The following is a 21,327-nucleotide window of genomic DNA, read 5'->3' on the forward strand; positions in this document are numbered from 1 at the left end:
GTGCGAACGGCAACGGGATTGACCCCCGACAAGTTCACGGATCGCGTACCGACCCGCCGTGCACGCTGAGCCGCCTCGGTGATTGAGTCCTGCCACTTTGGTCTCCGCCAGTCAGCGTTGAAACGTGGCGAGGATGTCGGCGGCTTCGCCTTCGGGTTGTGTGGGCGCAGTGAGTCTGTGGCCGTCGATGGTCGATGCCAATGGTGACGTCATGGATGGTCGACGTCACCGAACTTTTTGACCGCTGGCGATCTCTCGGATGACGACGACGGCGGCGCCTCGCGCCCAGTCATCAAAGGTGTGGGACCGCAGGACAATGCTGCAGTTGATTTCGGCTCCGAACGCGTGCTCCGCGAATGTTTCGCGTATGCGCTCACCGTGCAGATCGAACTCCGCGACGGCTTCGCCGGCGATGATGACGACCTCGGGTCCGACCAGGTTGACGAGCGCGGCCAGTGCGGCGCCGATCGTGTCGCCGGCTTTTGCGAATGCTGCCATAGCGCGCGCATCACCGAGCCGAGCAGCTTCGATCACCGTGGCGAAGGATGCAACCTCAACAGATAATCCAGCCTCACGAACGATCGATCGTGAGGCCGCCATGGTCTCGACACATCCACGCCGTCCGTAGCTACACACAAGATTGTCAGGGGCAAGCGGGAGATGTCCGAGCTCACCCGCAACCCCTTGGCTGCCTTCTACGACGTTCCCGTTGAGGAAGATGCCACAGCCGATTCCTTCACCGATCGTGACCACCGCGAACGATGCGGCATCGCGACCTGTTCCGAACAGCTGTTCCGCGTGCGTGAGCGCGCGAACGTCGTTCTCCACGTGTTCGGGGCGAATCCTGCCACGCTGCGTGGGTGGGTCAAGCTGGCTCAGATTGTGAACCGGCCTGGGTTTCTCGGAGGGTGGTGTTAGGCGGCTGTCGGCTGATCGCGTCTTGGGCTAGAGCGTAGTTCAGTTCTTCGAACTGGTCCGGTTTGAAGTGTCCGATCGCGGACCGCCGGCGCGCACAGCTGTGGGGGCTCCCGGCGTCGCGCCGCTGGTTTTTGGTTCTTCGAGGCAAGCGAGTTCCCCGACGAGCGAGCCCGTGCGCGAGTTGCTGCTGACCGCGAGTCCGGCCACGCTCGAGGTCTTCTTCGGAGTGCGCTGACGCCGATACCTCGGGACGCCGCCGGACGGCGGAGCAGAGCCAGAGCGAACGTGACGGCCGCCTGGCACGTGCCCGACCGGTTCTGGTCGGCGCAGGCCTTGGCATCAGCGGGCGGCGATCCCCTCCAGGGCGAGCTCGAACGCGGCGGACATCGCGTCCGGATCGAACGAGCCCTCCTGGAACAGCAGGCGGAAGTAGATCGGCGCATAGATCCGCTCGGCGAGTTCGTCGGTGGCCCTGTCGCCGCGGATAGATCCCTCTTCGATCCCGCGTGCAATGAGGATCTTGACGGCCTCGCGACGGGGACGCCAGAAGTGCTTCTTAAACTCCTCGAGCGTGGCAGGATCGTACTGGCACTCGGCGATGAGTTGCGCCATCAGGCGCCCCTCGTACCCGTCGTACACGGTAGCGAGTGACACCACGTGCTCGCGCAGCGCCTCGAGCGCCGGCAGATCCTCACGGACGGGCGTCGCGAGAATGTGGTTCTCGAGGAACGTGTCGATGATGACGGCGGCCTTGTTCGGCCACCACCGGTAGATGGTGGTCTTGCTCACGCCGGCATCCCGCGCGATCCGCTCGATCGAGAGCTGCTGGATCGACACCGATTCCGGTTCGCGCTCATCCAGCAGCTTCATCGTCGAGTGCAGGATCGCCTGCCTGCTCTGCTCACTCCGGATCGCCATGTGGCCGCCTTTCGAATCGACTCATCCGATACGATACGTCCACCGACGCCCAGGTGCGGTCACCGACGTGCCGACGCACCCATCTTCGCGCGCGCCAGGGCCGCATACTCCTGCAGCAGCTGGGCGTCGTCGACCGCTCCGAGATCGACCACCTCGGCCAGCGCCACGCCCTGCAGGAGCCGCTTGACGGGCACCTCGAGCTTCTTGCCGGTGCGGGTGTGCGGGATGCCGCGCATCACGATGATGTCGTCGGGAAGGTAGCGCGCCGAAAGGTTCTTGCGGATGGCGGCGACCACCGCCGCGCGGGCTGCATCCTCGTCGACGCCCTCGCCCAGTGTGACGAACAGGGGCAGATAGTAGTCCTCGTCACCGATCTCGGCCCCGACGACCATCGCCTCAGCGATCTCGGGCAGCGCCTCGACGACCGCGTAGATGTCTGCGGAGCCGAGACGGATGCCGTTGCGATTCAGTGTGGAATCCGATCGGCCCAGAATCTGGATTCCTCGGTCGGAGATCTCGATGAAGTCGCCGTGGCGCCACACTCCGGGATACGTGTCGAAGTAGCTCGCACGGTAGCGTGACCCGTCGTCGTCGCCCCAGAAGCGCAGCGGCATCGACGGCATCGCCTCGGTGACGACGAGTTCGCCCTTGCCCTGCGTCGGGTTGCCCGCGTCGTCCCAGGCCTCGACCCGCACGCCCAGCGCGGGCGCCTGGATGTAGCCGACCCGCACCGGCTCGGTCGGGGCGCCCCCGACGAAGCATCCGATGATGTCGGTGCCGCCGCTCATCGACGCCAGCCAGACGTCGCCCACGTTCTGGTAGAGCCAGCGGAACCCATCGGCCGACAGCGGGGATCCCGTCACCTGGACCGCACGCAGCGCCGAGAGGTCGTGCGCGCGCGCCGGCACCAGGCCGCTCTTGGCGCAGGCATGGATGAATCCGGCGCCGACCCCGATCACAGCGGCACGCGTGCCGGCCGCCACCTCCCAGACCCGGTTGAGCGTGGGGAACGTGGGATTGCCGTCCACCAGCACGGCGACGGCGCCGACGCCCATCGCGCTGGCGAGCGTGTTCCAGACGACCCAGCTCGTCGAGGCGACCGAGAAGTAGCGGTCGCCGGCGCGCACGTTCCCGCCGAACAGGAGCAGGTTCAGCTCCTCCAGCAGCGCGCCGCCGTGGCCGTGGACCATGCCCTTGGGGATGCCGGTGGTCCCCGAGGAGAAGAGCACCCACAAGGGATGGCTGAACTCGACGTCGAGGTACTCCGGATCGACCGGCCGACGCACGACGTCGTCCCACGCGCTGGCGGGAACGGCCGCCTCGGGCGCCGGGACGGAATCGGTGTGCGCGGTCACCCACACCACATGGCGTACGCTCGGCAGCTGGCCGAGCACGTCGGCGAGTTCGGATCGACGGTCGCGGTCGGCGCGCGCCAGGCGGTAACCGGGCGCGGCGATCAGCACTGTGGGCTCGAGCTGCCGGAAGCGCGACACCAGCGCGCCGGGGCCGAACTCCGGTGCGCACACCGACCAGACGGCGCCGATCGACGCCGTGGCCAGCAATGCGACGACCGCGGCGGGCACGTTCGGCAGCACGGCCGCCACGCGGTCACCGGGCACGACACCGAGCGAGCGCAGGTGTGCGGCGAGCGCGCCGACCTGCCCGCGCAGGTCGGCGAATGAGATCTCCTCGGTGGCGCCGTCCTCGGCGACCGCGATGAGAGCGGTACCCTCGCGCCCGTCCAGGAGGTGCCGCGCGAAGTTGAGGGTGCGGCCGGGGAACCAGCGCGTGACGGGCATCGGCGCGCCGTCGCGCGCCGGACCGGGCTCGCCGCCCAGTCGAACGCCGGCGAAGTCCATCAGTGCCGACCAGAACGCGTCGGGGTCATCGACGCTCCATTGCCACAGGGCCGAGTACCCTTCTGCGAGCGCGACACCGCGCGTCCGGACGAAGTCGGCGAAGCGCTCGGTCTGCGTCTGACCCGCGCGGGGATCCGGCCGCCAGATGATCTCGCCGTCGGCCGCGGATTCGTCGACGATCACGCCGACTCCGCGACGGCGGCCGCGGTGCGGCGCGCCGCGATCTCGGCCGGGCTGATCGGGTCGGTCCCGACCAGCACGAACAGCACGCGCGCCGGCGTGTCCGTCCGGTTCGACCACGCGTGCGCGGTGGCGCGCTGGATGGCGACGTCACCGGCCCTCATCGTGGCCTCGCCCTCGTCTACGAGGAGCGTGATCTCACCCTCGAGCACGACCGCGTAGTCGATCGACTCGGTGCGGTGGAACCAGAAGTGCTTGTCGGCACTGTGCGCACCGGCCGCCCGCTCGTCCTGCGCGCCGATCTCCCCGAACACGGCGTCACCGGCATCCCGCGGATAGACATCGTCCGGTGGGAAGTCCGCGATGCGCACCACCGTCTCGCCGACGCTCGGGAAGTCGATCTTCGCGCAGGCCGGCGCCGGATCGGCGTCCGTCACGTGGTCGACGGCGCCGGCCGGCGTGAACCACGCGACCGTGGCGCCGAATCCCGGGATGGTGTCAGAGTCGAACGTGTTCGGCGCATCCGCATCATCGAAGAGGATGACGGCGCGCCCCTGATCGTCGTGGCCGGTGACGACCCGGCGCACGGGTCTGCGGCTGGTCATGTCAGTTCTCCTCGAACGGGAAGGGCTGCGGCGTCGGCCACCATGCCGGGGACTCTTTCTCGGCCGCGATCCGGTTGCGGAGGGTGCCGACGCCCTCGAGTTCGAGTTCGAGCGTGTCTCCCGGCTGCAGGAACCTGCCGAGCTCGACGCCCGCGCCGAAGGCCATCGTGCCGGAGCCGATGAGGTCGCCGGGCTGGATGCCGTTGAGCACCGAGGCGTAGGCGATCGTCTCCTCCGGAGTCCAGATGAAGTCCTCGACCTTCGTGTTCGACCACACCTCGCCGTTCACGCGCACCTGGCCGGTCAGGCCGATGATCGAGGGGATCTCGTCGAGGGTGGTGATCCACGGCCCGATGCCGTAGGCGAAGTCCTTCGAGTGCTGGGCGCCCATGCCGATCGGCGACTCGAGCTTCTGCACGTCGCGCAGGCTCCAGTCGTTGAAGATGGTGATCCCGAAGACATGGCTCCAGGAGTTCTCCGGGGTCAGGCTCCGCCCGGGCTTGCCGACCACGTAGCCGATCTCGAGTTCGTAGTCGAGCTGCTCGGTGAAGTCGGGGTACGGGATGGTCTCGTCATGACCGTAGATCGTCGAGGTCGTGCCCTTGAAATAGCCGGGGCGCTCGTAGACGGCGCGCGTCGGGATCGTCTTCATGACGTTGCCGAAGAAGTTCTTGATGTGCCCGTTGAAGGTGAGCGAGTCGCGGATGACCGGGGGCTTGATCGCCGCTCGCCACGACACATCGGCGATCGCGAGCGCGGCGTCGTCGGCCGCGTCGAGAGCCCGATGAGCCGCATCGAGGAAGAAGTCCCCCGCCGAGATGCCCTGCGTGAGGTCGCGGAACGTGGCGTGTGCCAGATGGCGGGCGCCCTCCACGGTCGCGCCCCCCTTCTGCAGCGACAGCGCGTAGGCCCTCTTCAGATCGATGACCCGATCGTGCTCGGGCTCGGCCGCGACGACGCGGATCTCCTCCCCGTCCGGACCGTCGATGGCGATGCGTCCTAGCTTCATTGCAGACCTCCTGGCTTCTGTGACTCACAGCATACGATACGGACAGTATCGAATACTAGTCCGGCTGCCTGGGATCGCGGCATGTCCGCTACATCGTCGCGCTGGCGCCCCCGTCGACGACGAGGTTCGCGCCGGTCACCCACGCCGCCTCGTCCGAGGCCAGATACAGTCCCGCATAGGCGACGGCGAGCGGGTCGCCCGGCTTGCCGTCGATCGTCCGGGCCACGATCGACGCGACGGGCGCCGCCTCGCCCAGCTCGGCGTACATCGCGAGGACCGGCGGAGTCGCCATCACGCCCGGGCTCACCGAGTTGACCCGGATGCCGCACGCGATCCCCTCTGCCGCGAGCTGTCGGGTGAGAGCCATCACACCGCCCTTTGCCGCCGCGTGCGCGGCCTGCGGCAGCGCCCGCGCGCCCTGCAACCCGGCCCCGGAGCCGATGTTCACGATCGCGCCGCGGGAGGCCGCGAGGTGGGGCCAGGCCAGCTGGCTGGCGTGCCACACGATGTCGAGCTCGTTGCGGATCGTGAACGCATAGTCGGCCGCCGTCTGCTCGCCGAACGGCCCGAAGCGCGGTGCACTCGCGTTGTTGTACAGCACGTCGACGCGCCCGTGCCGTTCGACGGCGGCGGTGATCCAGCGCGTCACCGCGTCGCGGTCGCCGAGATCGAGCGGCGCGGTGGGATGGATGCGCCCGCCCGCCGCGTCGATCAGGCGTGCGGTCTCGGCTGCGCCGTCGGCGTCCAGGTCGCAGCCGACCAGTGTGGCCCCTTCACGTGCGAACAGCTGCGCTGTCACGCGTCCCATGCCGCTGCCGATGCCGGTGAGCAGCACGACCTTTCCCTCCAGGCGACCTGTCGTCATCGTCGATTCCTCTCTCGTCGGACGTCGTCGGGAGTCAAGCACGAGGGGCGCGCCATGCGCCGCACCGTGCAGGTCCGGCACGATCTCATGCCGGGCGTGCACAGCGGAGCGACCACACGGGGCACCGGCGATACAACGGCAGCACGAGCAATCCACTCGAGGACGAGAAGGAGAAACCTATGACCACCAGCACTGCGACCAGCCACCCGACCCCACCCGGGGTCACCGTAGCCGACCTCGGTCGCGCACTCGCCGCCTTCGCCGCGGCGATCGGAGCCGACAAGGTGAGTACCGACGAAGCGGTGCTCCGCGAGTTCCAGGATCCGTTCCAGGTGCCGGGAACCGCCACGAATCTCGCCTCGGCCGTCGTCTCGCCGACCAGCACCGAGGACGTGCAGGCGATCGTGCGCATCGCCAACGAGCACCGCGTGCCGCTGTGGCCGATCGGCCGTGGCAAGAACAACGGCTACGGCGGTGCCGCGCCCCAGGTGCGGGGCACCGTGATGCTGTCGTTCAAGGAGATGAACAAGGTGCTCGAGATCAACGAGGAGCTCGGCTACGCGATGGTCGAGCCCGGGGTGAGCTGGTACGACCTGCACGACGCGATCGAAGCAGGCGGCCATGACCTGGTGGCATCCATCGTCGACATCGGGTTCGGAGGTGTCGTCTCCAACACGCTCGAGCACGGCCTCACCTATATGCCGTACTCGATCGACCAGGCCTCGCACTGCGGTTTCGAGGTCGTGCTCCCGAGCGGCGACCTGCTGCGGACGGGGTCGGGCGCCATGGACGGCAACCCGACCTGGCCGCTGTACAAGCGTGGCCTCGGACCGACATCCAGCGAGCTGTTCATGCAGTCGAACTTCGGCATCGTGACCAAGATGGGCTACTGGCTCATGCCCAAGCCCGAGGTGTACATGCCGCTGTGGCTGCAGGTCTGGGACGACCACCAGATGCCGGCCGTCGTGGACGCGCTGCGCGAGCTGATGCTGGCCGGCACGATCGACATGCGCCCGCAGCTGTCGAACACGCTGTGCATGGCGTCGATGCTCACCGCCCGCGCCGACTGGTACGACAAGCCCGGGCCGATGCCCGAGGAGATCATCGACAAGATCGCGAAGGAACTGGGGCTGGGGCGCTGGATGATGCGCTTCGCCCTGTACGGCGACGAAGCCGTCGTCGACCACAACTTCACGAAGCTGAAGAGGCGCTTCGAGGCGATCCCGAGCGTGAGCGTGTTCGGCGCGAAGCACTCCGCCGCCGAGTGGGAGACGCTGCCCAACCCACACGAGCGCGTGCAGATCGGCGTACCCAGCCAGGATCTCTATAAGATGGCGGGCTGGTCGGGCGGCGAAGAGGGCGGGCACGTCGATTTCTCGCCGGTCATCCCGCTCACGGCGAAGCACGCGCGCGAGGCCCAGGAGCTCTTCCAGCGGCTCTGCCACGAGGCCGGGCTCGACTACCTGGGCGGGATGCTGCCGATCAACGCCCGCTCGACCACGTTCATCAACGTGATCCCGTTCGACACGAAGAACCCCGACCAGGTGGAGCGCGCGTACGACCACGCGAAGCGCATGGTCGCCATCGCCGGCAAAATGGGCTATGGCGAATATCGCGCGCACCTGTCGTTCATGGACCTGGCCGCCGACCAGTTCGGGTTCAACGACCACGCGCAGCGTCGCTTCAACGAGACGCTCAAGGACACGCTCGACCCCAACGGCATCATCGCACCGGGCAAATCCGGAATCTGGGGCAGTCGGCTGCGGGCCGCGGGATTCCCGCAGGCGTGATCGCCGCGATCGCCGTGCGAGTCCGTCAGCTGCGGCGGACCTCGCGCGGCGACCGGCCGAACTCCCGGCGGAACGCGCGGGCGAAGCTGGCCGCATCCGCATAGCCGACGTGCCCGGCGATCTGCGACACCGGGTGACTCGTCGCCCGCAGCTCGTCGGCAGCGGCATCCATTCGCTGCCTTCTGATCCATGCCGACGCACCGCCCGACGCGGCGAAGAGCTTGTGCACGTACCGCACCGAGACGTAGTGCGCCTCGGCGATCTGCTCCGGGCCGAGCTGCGGGTCATGCAGGTGAGCGAGTGCATACCGGCGCATGCGCGGCAGGAGGCCCGACCGGGATGTCGCCCGATCGCCCTCGCGGTCGCCGTACAGGCTGCGGATCACGGGCAGGAGCATCTCGCCGGCGACCTCACCCGCCGGCCCCGTGACCCCGCCGCCGTCGGCGGCCTTCGCGATGCCGGAGAGCAGCGGCAGGGCAAGGCGGATCAGCGGCGTGTCGACTCCCCCGACACGCGTGGCCGTATGCGCGACGACCTCCCGGGCCTCACGACCAAGCAGCCATTTGGGCACCGCGAAGACCAGGACGTCGAATCCGACGGGCGCTTCGAAGACCGAGGGCCGCGATGTGTCGTGCGCTCCCAGGTCTCCGGGGCGCAGCTCGCAACGGCGGCCGTCCTGCTCGATTCGACACGCTCCTTGCCGCACGAGGTAGAGCAGAATGCACTCCGGGTCGCCGCTGTCGACCAAGCGCGGGGTGCGAGCGACCCGATGCGCATTGCCGCTGATCGTGCGCACGAACAGGGGGCCCACATCGCCGCCGCTCAGCCGCGCATCGAACGGGGCGGCGTCGAACGGCTCGACGCGCACCGGAAAGAAGTGCGCGGCGATGCCCGCCGACCAGTAGTCGGAGCGGTCGGCCGGCGCCACCGCACGGGTGTCGAGCATCATCGACATCGCTCACACCGCCTTCTGTTGCATGCCCGGAGCGGGCGGGCCCGCATCCGCAGGCCCGCCCGATTCCCCTCACTTCGCGCTCTGCGGCCCCTTCTCCGGGTGCGCGAAGAACGCCGCGGTCTGCTCGTCGGTGAAGTAGACGCCCTCGGGTGCAAGGTCGGTGCCGTCGCCCGCCTTCCACGACGGATCGACGACGCTCGACAGGTTCTTCGCATCGACGACGTACGGCGCCCACACGATCTGATTCACCTTCACGTCGGCCCCTGCCAGCACCTTCAGGCCGACCTGCGCCGCCATCTGTGCCATCGGGATCGGCGGCGTGGCCGTTCCGAAGTAGTGGTAATCGGGGTGCGCGGCCGCATACGCCGCCATGCCCTGCGAAGCGCCCACATCCTGGATCGGCGGCACCGGCTGGCCGCTCTGGGCGAACGCATCGCGGATCGCCCACCCCATCGTGCCGGCCTGGATCACAGCGTCCACACCGGCCGGATGGGTGGCCAGGAACTGCACCACAGCCTGCTGGGCCAGCGGCGGCTGGAACAGGCCCTGCACGGACCCCGCGATCTTGATGCCGGAGCACAGCTTGAGTGCTGCGTCGCGGCCTGCCTCCCAGAACTTCTCGTTGGGAATGCCCGGCACGCCGGTGACCTCGAGCACATCGCCCGAACCGCCGATGGCGCCGAACACCGACGACGCCGTGGCCATCGACTGCAGCACCGCGTTGTAGGTGACCGAGATCGCATCGGGGCTGTCGATCGGCACGACGACGGACACCACCGGGATGCCGGCATCGTGCGCCTGCTTCACCAGGTCGATGGCGGCTTCGGGTGCGGCGGGATTGAAGAAGATGATGTCGGGCTTCAACGACAGCGCCTGCCCGAACTGCTGCAGCTGGCCCGGCACATCCGTCGGGTCATTGGGCGCCACGTCGAGCACCACATCGACGCCCGCGTCCTTCAGCGACGCCGCGAGGGCCTTCTGGTACGCGGCGATGAAGGGAGCAGCCGGCGCCTGCCCGACGATCGCGGCGGTGAAGCCGCTGGTCTTCTTCGACTTCCAGCCCGCCCACGCCGACTTCTCGACCGCGAACGGATAGCCGTTGTAGCCGTCCTGAATCTCCTTGGGCAGACTCGTGAGCAGGCCGTCGGGATCGTTCGCGCCGATGTTCGGCGTCGTACCGCAGCTGGAGGCCGACGCGTCGGTCCCCTTCGCCACCGGCGGGGCCCCGGCAGTGGATGAACATCCTGCCAGCACCAGCGCTCCCAGCACGGCGAAGGCCGCCGTACGGGGCCCCAGGCGACGGATATGAGTGGATTTCCCCATGGTTGCAGCTCCTCTTCGAGTTCGGCGCGTCATCGCACGGCATCAGACTAGACACATCCGATACGATTCGTCTAGTTTTGAATGAACACACGCGATGCGGCGTGTCCGCGCACTGAGGAGCGACAGCATGTCCGACCCACATCTCGGTCTTCATCTGACCGATGTCAACAAGAGGTTCGGGGCCACCCGAGCCCTCGTCGACGCGCGGCTCGACGTGGTGCCGGGCGAGATCCACACCCTGCTCGGCGAGAACGGCTCGGGCAAGTCCACGCTGGTGAAGATCATCGGCGGCGTGCACCGCCCCGACGGCGGCACCTTCATGCTCGGCAGCGACCCGGTCGAGCTGCGGAATCCGGCCCAGTCCGCGCGTCGCGGGATCGGCGTCGTGTTCCAGGAAGTGCTCACCGCAGGCAGTCAATCCGTGCTCGAGAACATCTGGCTCGGCGCCGACGGCGTCTTCCGGCGGGCGCTGGGCCGCAGCCAGCGCCGGCGGATCGCCGCCGACATGCTCGGCAGCCTCGTGGACGGCATCGACCTCGACATGCCCGCCGGGCGGCTGTCGCTGTCCGACCGACAGGCGGTGTGCATCGTCCGCGCCCTGATCCGCGAACCACGCGTGCTGGTGCTCGACGAGTCCACGGCGGCGCTGGATGTGCGCACCCGGGACCGACTGTTCGACGAGATGCGCCGACTGGCGGCATCCGGAGTCGGCATCCTGTTCATCTCGCACCGGATGGATGAGGTGCTCGAGATCTCAGACCGGGTGACGGTGCTCCGCTCGGGGCGGACGATCTCGACCCTCGAACGGACCAGTCTCTCGGTCGACCGCCTCGTCGCGGACATGACCGGCGCCTCCGGACAGTTCGAGCGCGCCACGCGTGACCGCGATTTGGGCGGGGTCACGCTCCGTGCGACGGCCGTGCGCCTCACGTCCGACGCCGCCCCCGTCGACTTCGAGCTGCACGCGGGAGAGCTGGTCGGCGTCGCGGGCCTGGAAGGGCACGGGCAGGACCGGTTCCTGCGGCGACTCGCCGGCCTCGACATGGGCGGGGGGTCGGTGATCCGCGCCCTCAGCCCCGACGTTGAAGTGCGCTCCGGCAACGGCGCTCGGCTGGGCCTGGCCTACCTGCCGCGGGAACGACGGGGGGAGTCGCTCTTCGGACCGATGTCGATTCTGGAGAACTTCGCCCTGCCCACGCTGCGGCAGGACCGGCGCGGCCCATTTCTGAGCGCCACGCGGATGGCCGCCCGATTCCGCCAGTTCGCCGCCGCGCTGAGCATTCGGCTGGGCGCGCCACGCGATCCGATCTCGAGCCTGTCCGGCGGCAGCCAGCAGAAGGTGATCCTCGCGCGCTGGCTGGCCACCGACCCCAAGGTGCTGCTGCTGAACGATCCCACCCGGGGCGTCGACATCATGACCAAGCGCGAGATCTACGCGACGCTCGAGCGGCTGTGCGCCGACGGGATGAGCGTGGTGATGCTCTCGAGCGAGGTGGACGAACTCGTGGAGCTGGTCGATCGCGTGCTGGTGTTCCGCGACCAGGAGGTGTTCGCCGAAGTGCCGCGCGAGCGGCTCACCACCGAAGTCGTCGTCGCCGCATACTTCGGCGAGCAGATCGGAGCGGCGGCATGAACCGCATCCTCGCCTTCCTCCAGCGACGCTCGTGGGCGTTCGCCTGCTTCCTCGCGGCGACCCTGCTGGCGGTCAACCTCATCGTCAGCCCGTCGTTCCTCGCGCCCGACCGCCTCCCGGCGACGCTCGCGACGCTCGCGCCGTTCGTGCTGGTGGGATTCGCCTCCACGCCGGCGCTCCTCTCCGGCGGCATCGACGTCTCGGTCGGTCCACTGGCGACGTTCATCAACTGCCTGTTCGTCGCCGTGCTGCTGCCGGCGGGTCTCGGCGACTGGTTCACGGCCATCCCGCTGCTGCTGCTGGCGTCTGCCGGCATCGGGACGGTGACCGGTCTGCTCGTCACGGTCGTGCGCCTGCACCCGGTGGTGGCCTCGACCGGCGTGCTCTTCGTGCTGACCGGGCTGGCGATCACGATCTCGAAGAATCCGGTCTCGGCGCCGCCGAACTGGTCGGACGGCCTGGCCGGCGCCTACGGCTGGCTTCCGGGCGCGGCGATCACCATGGGGCTGGTCGTGCTGGCCTGGTTCGGGCTGCGCCGCACGGCGTTCGTGAGCAATCTGCTGGCGACCGGTGAGAGCGACGTGTCGGCGTACGGCTCGGGAGTGAACGTGACGCTCGTACGCACACTGGCGTACATGCTGGGCGGACTGTTCGCCGGATTCGGAGGCATCGCCCTATCGGCACTGCTGCAGTCGTCCCAGTCATCGCTGGCGACCACGTACGCGCTGCTGGGGCTGGCGGCCGCCGTCCTCGGCGGCACTGCTCTGGGCGGCGGCAAGGGCGGGCTGCTGGGCACCTTCTTCGGAGCGCTCGTCCTCTACCTCATGCAGCAGCTGCTGACCGCGACCGGGGTGCAGCCGAGCCTGGTGCAGTTCGCATTCGGCCTCACCCTCGTCGTCGGCGTCCTGCTGGGCGCCACGCTGCTCAGCCCGCGCCGCGCAAGGAGCCTGGCATGACCGAGTCGTTCACCGACGTCACCCGCTCGCTCACGCAGCCGGCCGCACCGCCATCCGGATGGCTGCGGCTGCGGCGCTGGGCGCTCGAGACTCCGCTCATCCAGCTCGCGATCCTGGTTGTGCTGGCCGTCGTGCTCGTGTCACTGGTGCCCGCCTTCATCGCCCGGCCGCAGGCAGCGATCGCGGTGATCACGATCGCCGCGCTTCTCGCTCTCGCCGCGATGGGGCAGACCCTCGTGGTGATCCTCGGCGGCCTCGACCTGGCCATCGCCGGATACGTCACGTTCGGCGCGATGATCGCGGCGAATGCGACGAGTCGACTCGGCTGGCCGGTTCCGGTGGCCCTGCTGGTGGTGCTCGCCGTCTGCGGCGGAACCGGGAGCCTCGTCGGCTGGCTCTGCCACCGCTTTCGCATCGAACCGCTGGTGATGACCCTCGGAGTGGGCGTCGCCCTCACCGGAGGCTCGATGTTCGTCGCGGGCGGCGACTACAACGGCCAGCCGCCGCAGGAGCTGAAATCCCTGGCCCAGATCAACGGCACCACGTTCGGTCTGCCCATCCCCCCGGTCATCGTCATCGTGGCTGCGCTCGGGGTGCTGATGTGGCTCGTGTTGGCGAAGACGGGCATCGGGCGCAGGCTGTATGCGACCGGCGTGAACCCGCGCGCGGCGAGCCTGACCGGCATCCGCACCACGGCGGTGTGGGCAGCGGTGTTCGCCGCCTCCGGCGCACTCGCCGGGCTGGCCGGCATGTTCATCGCCGCATTCGGCTCGGGATGGTCCCAATCGATCGGCGACCCCTACCTGTTCTCGGGGCTGGCCGCGGTGCTGGTGGGCGGAACGACGTTCGGCTCGGTCCGCGGCGGCGTCACGCGCACGGCGCTCGGTGCGCTGATCCTGACGGTCTTGTCGACGATCATCGTCAGCCAAGGGCTCAGCGAGGCGCAGACCCGCATCGTCTACGGCCTGATCATCCTCGGCGTCGTGGCCCTCTACGGCCGCGACCGGCACGTGCGCGACCGGTTCTGATCGGGCCGGTCGGGGCGCCGATCAGGTGAGATCGATCGGCGTGCAGACCAGCGCGCTCGACGCGTCGGGGTTTGTGAAGCGGCGCTCGTCCGGCGCGAGCTGCTCCCGGTACCACGCACTGTCGAACTCCGCGGCCAGTGCCTCGGGCGACGCGAACGTGATCGCGCCGACACCGTCGTACCGCGTGCCTGTGAAGCACGCGGGCGGCGGCACCGGCGCAGGCGTGTCTTCGATGCTGACCAGCCGGCTCTTGGCGCCCGGTCCGGCCAGGGCGAGCTGCGCGTGTGCACCGATCCAATGATCTTCGAACTCGCTGAAGCGGAGCGAGCCCCGGGCAACGGGGAGCACGATGACCGTCACCGGGGCCATGGCGTCGGTGACCTCCCGTTCCCAGATCATGTTCGGCCGCCCGCCGACGGCCGCCGGTCGCTCCCCCAGCAGCTCGCCGCGGTCGACGAGCCACTGCTGTTCGAACTCGCGCGAGGTGACCCAGTCGGCCGCGTCGTTGGCCCGCTTCCACCACGTCTCCACGACTGCGTCGTAGTGCGCGGCATCCGCACCGGCAATCGGCCGCTGCCCGGGAACGGGACCGTGGAAGACATGGCGGACGAGGCCCGGGGCCACAAGCGGACGGCGGCGTTCGCGCGTCAACCACGCGTCGACGAACGCGCCCTGCGACAGCTCGCTGCGGCGCTTCAGCAGCAGCGCCAGCTTGTACGCCGCACTCACGTCAGCGCGCCTTGCGCTTCTGCGCGGCCCGCGCCGCCTTGTCGGCGATCGCCATCAGCAAGGGGTTGCCCGCCGCCCAGATGAACAGGTTCTGTCCGGCGTTGGAGCGCTTCGAACTCGGACTCTCGCGGCCCATCTCCGGGTTGAGATGGCACTGCACCGGGACTTGGAGGATGAGCCGCCGCATACACGAGTTCGCATGGTCACACCACACGATCTCGGCCTGGCGCCCCTCGATGACCTTGTTCGGGTAGTCGGGGTCGGCCAGCAGCTGGCGGGCCAGCATGGTCGCGTCGATGGTGCCGTCCTCGATCGCCGCGGCCGCCTGGGCGGGGTCGGGCGTGCTGCTGACGAACAGCGCCACCTGCGGTCCGAGCGCGGCACGGAAGGCCTGGGGCTCGCCCTCGCGGAGCATCTTGCCGGATTCGCTCGTGACGTTGTCTTTCATCGACTCGTAGTTGCCGTCGGTGAGGGCGACGAAGTCGAGGCCGGCTTTCGCGATCTCGGCCGTCACGGCCGCGAAGCCGTCGGGTCCCTGCCCGCCGGGCACGTGGTCGTTGGCGCTGAGACGCAGGCCGAGCGCGACATCCGGGCCGATCTCGAGGCGCACCGCTGCGACGGCATCCTTGAGTGCACGCGCGCGGTTCTCGACCGAGCCGCCGTACTCATCGGTGCGGAAGTTCGCCAACGGCGAGAGGAACGACGAGTAGAAATAGCACATGTGCGCGGCGATCTCGATGCCGTCGAAGCCCGCCGCCTTGGCCCGGCGCGCCGCATCGACGACGGCCTGCTCGAGCTCCTTGATCTCTTCGACGGTCGCCTCGTTCGGCAGCGGCGTGATGCGGCCGCCGGGGATGTAGACGTTGTCCGGCAGTCCGAACCCACCCATGTCGACCGACTTCGGCGATGCCGACGAGATCCCGTGCCCGTCGCGGGGCACTCCCATCCGCCCGAAGGCCGGGAACAGCTGCGCGAACACCGCCACGCCGGTGCCGGTCGCGTGCACCTCGTCGACGAGCTGGGTGAGGTCGGGGATGAACGCGTCGTCGTCGTAGCGGATGTTCGGCGAGAACGGAGACTCGCGGAATGCGCGCGCCGTCGCGACCGAGCCACCGACGAACACCGCGCCGGCGCCGCCCTTCGCGCGGCGCGCGAGGAACGCGATCGACTGGTCGCTCGGGCGGCCGTCCTCGGTGGGCTGCAACACGGCCATCGGGCCGAGGATGACCCGGTTCTTGAGCGTGAGCTTGTTGATCGTCAGCGGCTGGCCGAGGATCTCGGCGGGGGTTCGCGTGGACATGGGACTCCTCATCGGGTGGCGAGCGTCATCGGGTGGACAGCAGCGCGGACAGTGCGACATCGGCCGGCAGCAGCCCGAGTTCACGGCGGATGTCGGTGAGCAGGTCGAGACCCGCAGGGTCGACCGGCAGCAGCCCGGCCGACCGGAGCCCGGCCAGCAGCAGGTCGAGCTCGGGGGAGCCGAGGAGTGCGGCACGAACTACGAGGCCCTGCCCGGGGAACGCAGGGAGCAGGTCGCCGACGCGCAGCAGCTCGTGCATGCCGGCGGCCAGCGCCTGTCCGTCGAACGGGGGCCCCAGCAGCGTGGCGTCGGCGATGCCGGCCACGAGCGCGTCCAGGCGCTCTCGCACGCCGCCGACCTCGATGTAGTCGGGTTCGATGCCGGCGCCCCCGAGCAGGTGGCGGGCCACGAGCGCGAAGCCGTTCGCGAACGCGTCGACGGCGAAGCGGCGGCGGTCGAGATCGGCGAGCGTGGCGATGGCGGGATCCGCATAGATCCCAAGCGGGGTCGTGTGCTCGACCTGGGCGACGAGCCGGACGTCCGCCCCCGCCGCCGTCCACTCGAAGAGGTTGTCGATCGCCGTGACGACGAGGTCGAGCTCGCCGGTGGCGAGGCCCGCCAGCTGGGCCGGGCTGCCGGGAGTGCGCATCTCGATCAGGTCGATGCCGTCGAGCAGGCCGCGCTCCCGGGCGGCGAGCAGCGGTGCCGACGGGACGAAGTACGAGATCCGGAGCGTCACGCCGTCGTCCTCGCCGCCGCTGCGCGCCGGGACGCCTGCCAGGGCGCCGGCACCCCGGAGGGCGCCCGGACCGGGGTGCGCTGCGTGCCGAGCCCGGTGATCGTGACCTCCATCACGTCGCCGCCGCGCAGGAACCGGTTGTGGTGTGAGCCGTTTCCGGCCGGTGAGCCCGTGATGATGAGGTCGCCGGGGTCGAGCACGGCGATCGACGAGGCGTAGGAGATGAGCTGCGGCACGCCGAACGCCATGTTCGCGGTCGAGGAGTCCTGCATCAGCTCGCCGTTGAGGCGCAGCTGGATGCGCAGGCTCATCGGGTCCGGGACGAAGCGTGCGGGCACCAGCACCGGCCCGGTGGGAAAGAACGTCGGCTGGTTCTTCGCGCGGAACCAGTCGGTGCCGATCTTGGCCACGTCGGTGCGGGGCACCAGCGACCGGGCCGAGATGTCGTTGACGATGACGTAGCCGGCGACGAAGTCGAGTGCCTCGTCGACGTCCACTCGATGTGCGCGCCGGCCGATGACCACGCCGAGCTCGGCCTCCCAATCGACATCCGCCCCGAAGTCGGGCAGGTGCACCGCGTCCTCTGCTCCCGAGACGGCGGACGGGATGCCGGTCCACATATAGGGGTCGCCGGTGGCGACCCGCTCGTCGATCTCGGCTGCCGCGTCCGCGAGCAGCTGCTCGTCCGACGCGCCGTCCGCGCCGAGCTTGTGCGCGACCGCCATCTGCAGGATGTGTTCGCGGTAGTTCACCCCGGCCGCGAGGATCGGCCCGACCGGCAGAACCGGCGGCAGCACGTGCAGCCGGCCCGCCTGCGCGAGAGCCGCGCGCGACTGCGACGACGTCGCGGGCGCGCCCAGGAACGCCATCAGGGCGTCGAGGTTCGCATCCCAGTCGGCGAACAGGTCGCCGGTGCGCTGGATGCCGGGGAGGATCGCACGGATGTCGTGGAGGTCATCGCCGGAGACCAGCACGGGTACGGCGGCGCCGTCGATCTCGAACGTGCCGATGGCGAAAGGACGCATGGCTCAGACCGGGGGCGCCACGAACAGGTGACGGTCGTCGGAGTCGTTGAACATCTCCTTGGTGATGAACTCGTTCATGTCGCCGCCGGTGCCCCACTGGTCGGAGGTCTCGGGCTCTTGCACGTCGTAGATGTGCGGGTGCCAGGTGTCTTCCTCGAGGTTCTCCAGCTCGGTCGTCATCTCCATCGTGTTGCCGTTCGGGTCGGTGAAGTAGGTGAAGGTGTTGTCACCGGCGCGGTGGCGCCCGGGCCCCCAGAGCTTGCGGTAGCCGGCGCGGATGATCCGGCCGCTGCCGAACATGTACTCGTCGATGCCGCGCAGCTCGAACGACGCGTGCTGCAGCGACGCGTGCGGGCCGCGCGCGATGGCCATCGAGTGGTGCTGCGAGCTGCACCGCATGAAGTAGAACAGGTCGCCGACGTGCGGGTGGTTCAGCGTGTCCGAGAGCCGGAAGCCGAGATGCTTCTCGTACCAGTCGCGCATCGCCTCGGGCCGGTTCGAGTTCAGCACGACGTGCGAGAGGCGCACCGGGATCGACTCGCGCCGTTCGATCTTCCGGTGCTGGCGCACCGCGACGTCGGTGGAGACCTCGACCGTACGGCCCTCGAGGTCGAAGAAGCGGAAGCCGTAGCCCCCGCCGAGGGTCTGCAGATCGGTCGGCTCGAAGACGAGCTTCACGCCCGCCTGGATGAGGTCCTGCGCGAGAGTGTCGACCGACGCTCGGTCCGCTGCGCCGAATGCCACCAGGTCGAGCCGCTTGTCGGCGGATCGGCGCACGCGGGTGACGTACTGCTCAGGCGAGCCCTCGGCGGCGAAGTAGACGACGTCGCCGTCATCGTGCTGGACGGTGAGACCCCAGTGGTTCTTGTAGAACTCGATCTGCTTCTCGAAGTCCGGCACGGCGATGTCGAAGTGCCGAATGTGGGTGATGGGACTGAAGGTCATGGCGTTCTCCTCGCGATTTCAGACGGTGGATGTCGCGGCGTGCGCGATCGATGGGATGCCGGCGATGATCCGCTCGGCCTCGGCGGCGGTGTCACCGACGCCCAGAATGTAGTGATCGGGCCGCATCACCACCGCCCGGGCGCCGACCGATGCCAGGATCTGCTCGATCTTGAGCGGGTCGGTCAGCGTGACGACGTCGGCGTCGTCGTCGAGCGCGAGCTTGACGGCCGTCGCAAGCTCGGCGTAGAGTTCGCGGTCCACTGCCACGAGGAAGTGGTTTCCCACCATGTCGTCCAGACGAGTGCCGTCGACGAGGATCGGCTGGATGCCGAGCCGGCCCGCGCGCTCGTCTCGGTCGCCGTCGTGCAGGCCGGGGCCGAGTGCCGGCGACGGTGGGACGGCGGACGCCTCGGGATGCGCACGGACGAACTCGTCGCGCCCCTTCGCGACCTCGGGATCGAGGGTCTGGATGATCTCGGCCTGCTGCGCGGCCGTCTCGACCCAGTACTGCGCGTGCGGCTTGCGCTCGCTCTCGTACGTGTCCAGCAGCGTGGCATCGGCCGCGCCGCGTGCGACGAGGTCCATCTTCCAGACCAGGTTCGCCACGTCGCGGATGCCGGCGCACAGCCCTTGGCCGAACAGCGGCGGCGCCTGGTGGGCGGCGTCGCCGGCGAGGAAGACATTGCCCGCGCGCCAGCGTTGCGCGATGCGGCCGCGGAATGTGTAGACGGCCTGGCGATCGGGAGTGAACCGGTCGGTCGGCAGGATGCCGCGGCTGATGCGCTCGACAGCGGCCGGGGTGACGATCTCGGCCGGATCGTCGCCGGGGACCAGCATGAACTCCATCCGCACGCGCGTGCCGGGGAGGCGCAGCCATAGTGCCGGACGGGAGTAGCGGGCGAACTGTACCATGTCTGCATCGCAGCCGGAGGCGTCGACGAGGTCGCCGTCGACGACCAGCCAGCGGGCGTCTTCGCCGTGCTTGTCGGTCTCGATGCCGAGGGCGTGCCGGGTCGCCGAGCGGCCGCCGTCGGAGGCGATGGCCCAGCGCGCCGTGAGCACCTGCGCGTCGCCGTGCGCGTCGACGGCGGTCACCTCGACGCCGTCGTCGGTCGTGCGCACCTCGGTCGCGGTGACCCCGCATCGCAGGTCGATCCCGGGGCTGGAGGCGACGACCTCGCGCAGCAACCGCTCGATGTCGGGCTGGTGGAAGCTGATGTGCTCGTTCCAGCCCTGGTCGCCGAGGCGGTCGGTGGGCGCGTGCACGAGGACTTCGTCGGCCTCGTTGACGACGGCGACATCCTTCATCGGGATGGTCACGCCCACGAACTGGTCGGCGACCCCCAGGCCCTGCAGAGTGCGCATCGTCTGGCCGTCGAAGTGCACCGCTCGCGCGGTCGGCCACATCTCCTCGTCCTTCTCCAGCCCGATGGCCGTGAGGCCGGCTCGGCCGAGAAGGGCGAGCGCGGTGGTGCCGACGGGGCCGGCACCGATCACGATCACATCCACGTTCGTGCTCACGACACTCCTTTGTGTTCCATACGTTCCGTATCGGTTGCTGCACAGTCGAGTGCCGCGACTTGATCCTCCTCTGCCCGTGCGACTCAGGGAAGGCCGATTCCGCTATCACCGTCATCGGGATTCCCGATGGCGGTGCGACGCACCCGGTCGACCACGCCGCGGAGCCAGATGTGCTCGGCATCCTGCTCCCGGTCGAGGTGCCACCAGAAGGCGTCGCGGACCGGATCGAGGTCGAGCGGCGGCACCACCAGCCGCAGTCGCGGCTCGGCACGCACCGCCATTCGCGCAAATCCGGCCGGGACCATCGCGACCCGGTCGGTGCCGAGGAGTAGCGAGGGCACGACGAAGAAATGCGGAGTCGCCGCCACGACCGTCGGATCGATACCCCGGAAGCGCAGCTGCTGGCGCACCGGGCTCGCGCCCTCCCGCGCGGGCAGGGTCTGCACCCACGGCCGGGTGAGCAGCTCATCCAGCGATGGATGTGCGGCCACCGCCGAGGCGGCATCGACCAGACACACCCAGGGTTCTGCGGCGAAGTCGAGGTGCGGCTGATCGGCGACGTACCCGTGCGGGAGGATCGCGCCGTCGATCGTGCGCAGGGCGTCAGGCATGGCATGGACCAGGCGCCCATCCGCCGCAGGGAACTCGAACCGCACGTTCGGTGCCTCGCGCTCGACGATGCGCAGCAGGTCCGGCGCGACGCGCGCGGCCATGTAGTCCACGGCGGCGATCGTGAACGTGCGCGTGCTGGTCGCCGGCTCGAACCGCGACTGCAGGCCGAACACATGCTCGGTCTCGGCGATCGCACGCGGGAGCGCCGCCAGCAGCCGCTCGGCGAGCGGCGTGAGCACGTGCCGATTGCCGCGGCGCAGCAGCAGCGGGTCTGCGTAGTGGGCACGCAGCCGCGCGAGCGCGGTCGACATCGACGGCTGCGACATGTGCAGGCGCTCGGCGGCCCGGGTCACGCTGCGCTCTTCGAGCAGCGCGCGCAGCGGTCGCAACAAGTTGTAGTCGATCGCCACTCGAAGC

The 21,327-nt window shown here is 69.3% G+C and carries 19 protein-coding genes; 4 read left to right on the forward strand and 15 right to left on the reverse strand.

Translation table 11 applies throughout. The features are described 5' to 3' along the window. Positions 1-225 precede the first annotated feature (225 nt). From ABD705_RS15710 to ABD705_RS15735, 6 genes are all read right to left on the reverse strand, one after another. Complete coding sequence (locus ABD705_RS15710) at positions 226-828, reverse strand: ROK family protein (RefSeq protein ID WP_344785290.1); 603 nt, start codon at positions 826-828, stop codon at positions 226-228. Positions 829-1,257: 429 nt separating this feature from the next. After that, positions 1,258-1,836, reverse strand: coding sequence for a TetR/AcrR family transcriptional regulator (locus ABD705_RS15715; RefSeq protein WP_344785292.1), 579 nt, complete (start codon positions 1,834-1,836; stop codon positions 1,258-1,260). 59 nt (positions 1,837-1,895) lie between these two features. Further along, positions 1,896-3,878 carry an acetoacetate--CoA ligase gene (locus ABD705_RS15720; protein WP_344785294.1) on the reverse strand — a complete coding sequence of 661 codons (1,983 nt, stop codon included), beginning with the start codon at positions 3,876-3,878 and terminating at the stop codon, positions 1,896-1,898. Next, positions 3,875-4,480 (reverse strand): cupin domain-containing protein, encoded by a 606-nt coding sequence (locus ABD705_RS15725; RefSeq protein WP_344785296.1) that lies wholly within the window; start codon positions 4,478-4,480, stop codon positions 3,875-3,877. The genes ABD705_RS15720 and ABD705_RS15725 overlap by 4 nt, the downstream gene beginning before the upstream one ends. 1 nt (position 4,481) lies before the next feature. Further along, positions 4,482-5,489, reverse strand: a complete 1,008-nt coding sequence (locus ABD705_RS15730) for a fumarylacetoacetate hydrolase family protein (RefSeq protein ID WP_344785298.1) — start codon at positions 5,487-5,489, stop codon at positions 4,482-4,484. Between the two features lie 88 nt (positions 5,490-5,577). After that, a complete protein-coding gene (locus tag ABD705_RS15735; protein ID WP_344785300.1) occupies positions 5,578-6,354 on the reverse strand; it encodes an SDR family NAD(P)-dependent oxidoreductase in 777 nt (258 codons plus the stop codon). A 179-nt stretch (positions 6,355-6,533) separates the two neighbouring features. Here ABD705_RS15735 and ABD705_RS15740 point away from each other — a divergent pair, with 179 nt between their 5' ends. Continuing rightward, positions 6,534-8,144, forward strand: coding sequence for an FAD-binding oxidoreductase (locus ABD705_RS15740; RefSeq protein WP_344785302.1), 1,611 nt, complete (start codon positions 6,534-6,536; stop codon positions 8,142-8,144). Between the two features lie 25 nt (positions 8,145-8,169). Here the strand turns inward: ABD705_RS15740 and ABD705_RS15745 are convergent, their stop codons facing one another. Continuing rightward, positions 8,170-9,099, reverse strand: a complete 930-nt coding sequence (locus ABD705_RS15745; RefSeq protein WP_344785304.1) for an AraC-like ligand-binding domain-containing protein — start codon at positions 9,097-9,099, stop codon at positions 8,170-8,172. A gap of 69 nt (positions 9,100-9,168) precedes the next feature. After that, on the reverse strand, positions 9,169-10,422 hold the full coding sequence (locus ABD705_RS15750) for a substrate-binding domain-containing protein (RefSeq protein ID WP_344785305.1): 1,254 nt from the start codon (positions 10,420-10,422) through the stop codon (positions 9,169-9,171). Between the two features lie 127 nt (positions 10,423-10,549). Here ABD705_RS15750 and ABD705_RS15755 point away from each other — a divergent pair, with 127 nt between their 5' ends. Genes ABD705_RS15755 through ABD705_RS15765 form a run of 3 tightly spaced genes read left to right on the forward strand, consistent with a single transcriptional unit; the run spans position 10,550 to position 14,039 of the window. Then, positions 10,550-12,055, forward strand: coding sequence for a sugar ABC transporter ATP-binding protein (locus ABD705_RS15755; RefSeq protein ID WP_344785307.1), 1,506 nt, complete (start codon positions 10,550-10,552; stop codon positions 12,053-12,055). Beyond that, on the forward strand, positions 12,052-13,011 hold the full coding sequence (locus tag ABD705_RS15760; RefSeq protein WP_344785309.1) for an ABC transporter permease: 960 nt from the start codon (positions 12,052-12,054) through the stop codon (positions 13,009-13,011). Before ABD705_RS15755 ends, ABD705_RS15760 begins: the two co-directional genes overlap by 4 nt. Then, entirely contained in the window at positions 13,008-14,039 is a 1,032-nt protein-coding gene (locus ABD705_RS15765; RefSeq protein WP_344785311.1) for an ABC transporter permease, read from the forward strand. The genes ABD705_RS15760 and ABD705_RS15765 overlap by 4 nt, the downstream gene beginning before the upstream one ends. A 21-nt stretch (positions 14,040-14,060) precedes the next feature. Here the strand turns inward: ABD705_RS15765 and ABD705_RS15770 are convergent, their stop codons facing one another. The 7 genes from ABD705_RS15770 to ABD705_RS15800 all read right to left on the reverse strand — a co-directional run bounded on the left by ABD705_RS15770 (position 14,061) and on the right by ABD705_RS15800 (position 21,320). After that, on the reverse strand, positions 14,061-14,768 hold the full coding sequence (locus ABD705_RS15770) for an EthD domain-containing protein (RefSeq protein WP_344785313.1): 708 nt from the start codon (positions 14,766-14,768) through the stop codon (positions 14,061-14,063). A 1-nt stretch (position 14,769) separates the two neighbouring features. Further along, positions 14,770-16,068, reverse strand: coding sequence for an oxidoreductase (locus ABD705_RS15775; RefSeq protein WP_344785315.1), 1,299 nt, complete (start codon positions 16,066-16,068; stop codon positions 14,770-14,772). A 25-nt stretch (positions 16,069-16,093) separates the two neighbouring features. Next, complete coding sequence (locus tag ABD705_RS15780) at positions 16,094-16,807, reverse strand: ABC transporter substrate-binding protein (protein WP_344785317.1); 714 nt, start codon at positions 16,805-16,807, stop codon at positions 16,094-16,096. After that, the gene (locus ABD705_RS15785) at positions 16,804-17,832 is read right to left on the reverse strand and encodes a fumarylacetoacetate hydrolase family protein (RefSeq protein WP_344785319.1); all 1,029 of its coding nucleotides are present in this window, start codon (positions 17,830-17,832) and stop codon (positions 16,804-16,806) included. Before ABD705_RS15785 ends, ABD705_RS15780 begins: the two co-directional genes overlap by 4 nt. 3 nt (positions 17,833-17,835) lie before the next feature. After that, positions 17,836-18,777, reverse strand: coding sequence for a VOC family protein (locus ABD705_RS15790; RefSeq protein WP_274637167.1), 942 nt, complete (start codon positions 18,775-18,777; stop codon positions 17,836-17,838). A gap of 18 nt (positions 18,778-18,795) precedes the next feature. Next, positions 18,796-20,298, reverse strand: coding sequence for a bifunctional 3-(3-hydroxy-phenyl)propionate/3-hydroxycinnamic acid hydroxylase (locus ABD705_RS15795; protein WP_344785322.1), 1,503 nt, complete (start codon positions 20,296-20,298; stop codon positions 18,796-18,798). Positions 20,299-20,381: 83 nt separating this feature from the next. Continuing rightward, positions 20,382-21,320 (reverse strand): LysR family transcriptional regulator, encoded by a 939-nt coding sequence (locus ABD705_RS15800; protein ID WP_344785324.1) that lies wholly within the window; start codon positions 21,318-21,320, stop codon positions 20,382-20,384. Between the last annotated feature and the right edge of the window lie 7 nt (positions 21,321-21,327).

Origin of the sequence: Microbacterium kribbense (assembly GCF_039537285.1) — a bacterium.
GTDB lineage: Bacteria > Actinomycetota > Actinomycetes > Actinomycetales > Microbacteriaceae > Microbacterium > Microbacterium kribbense.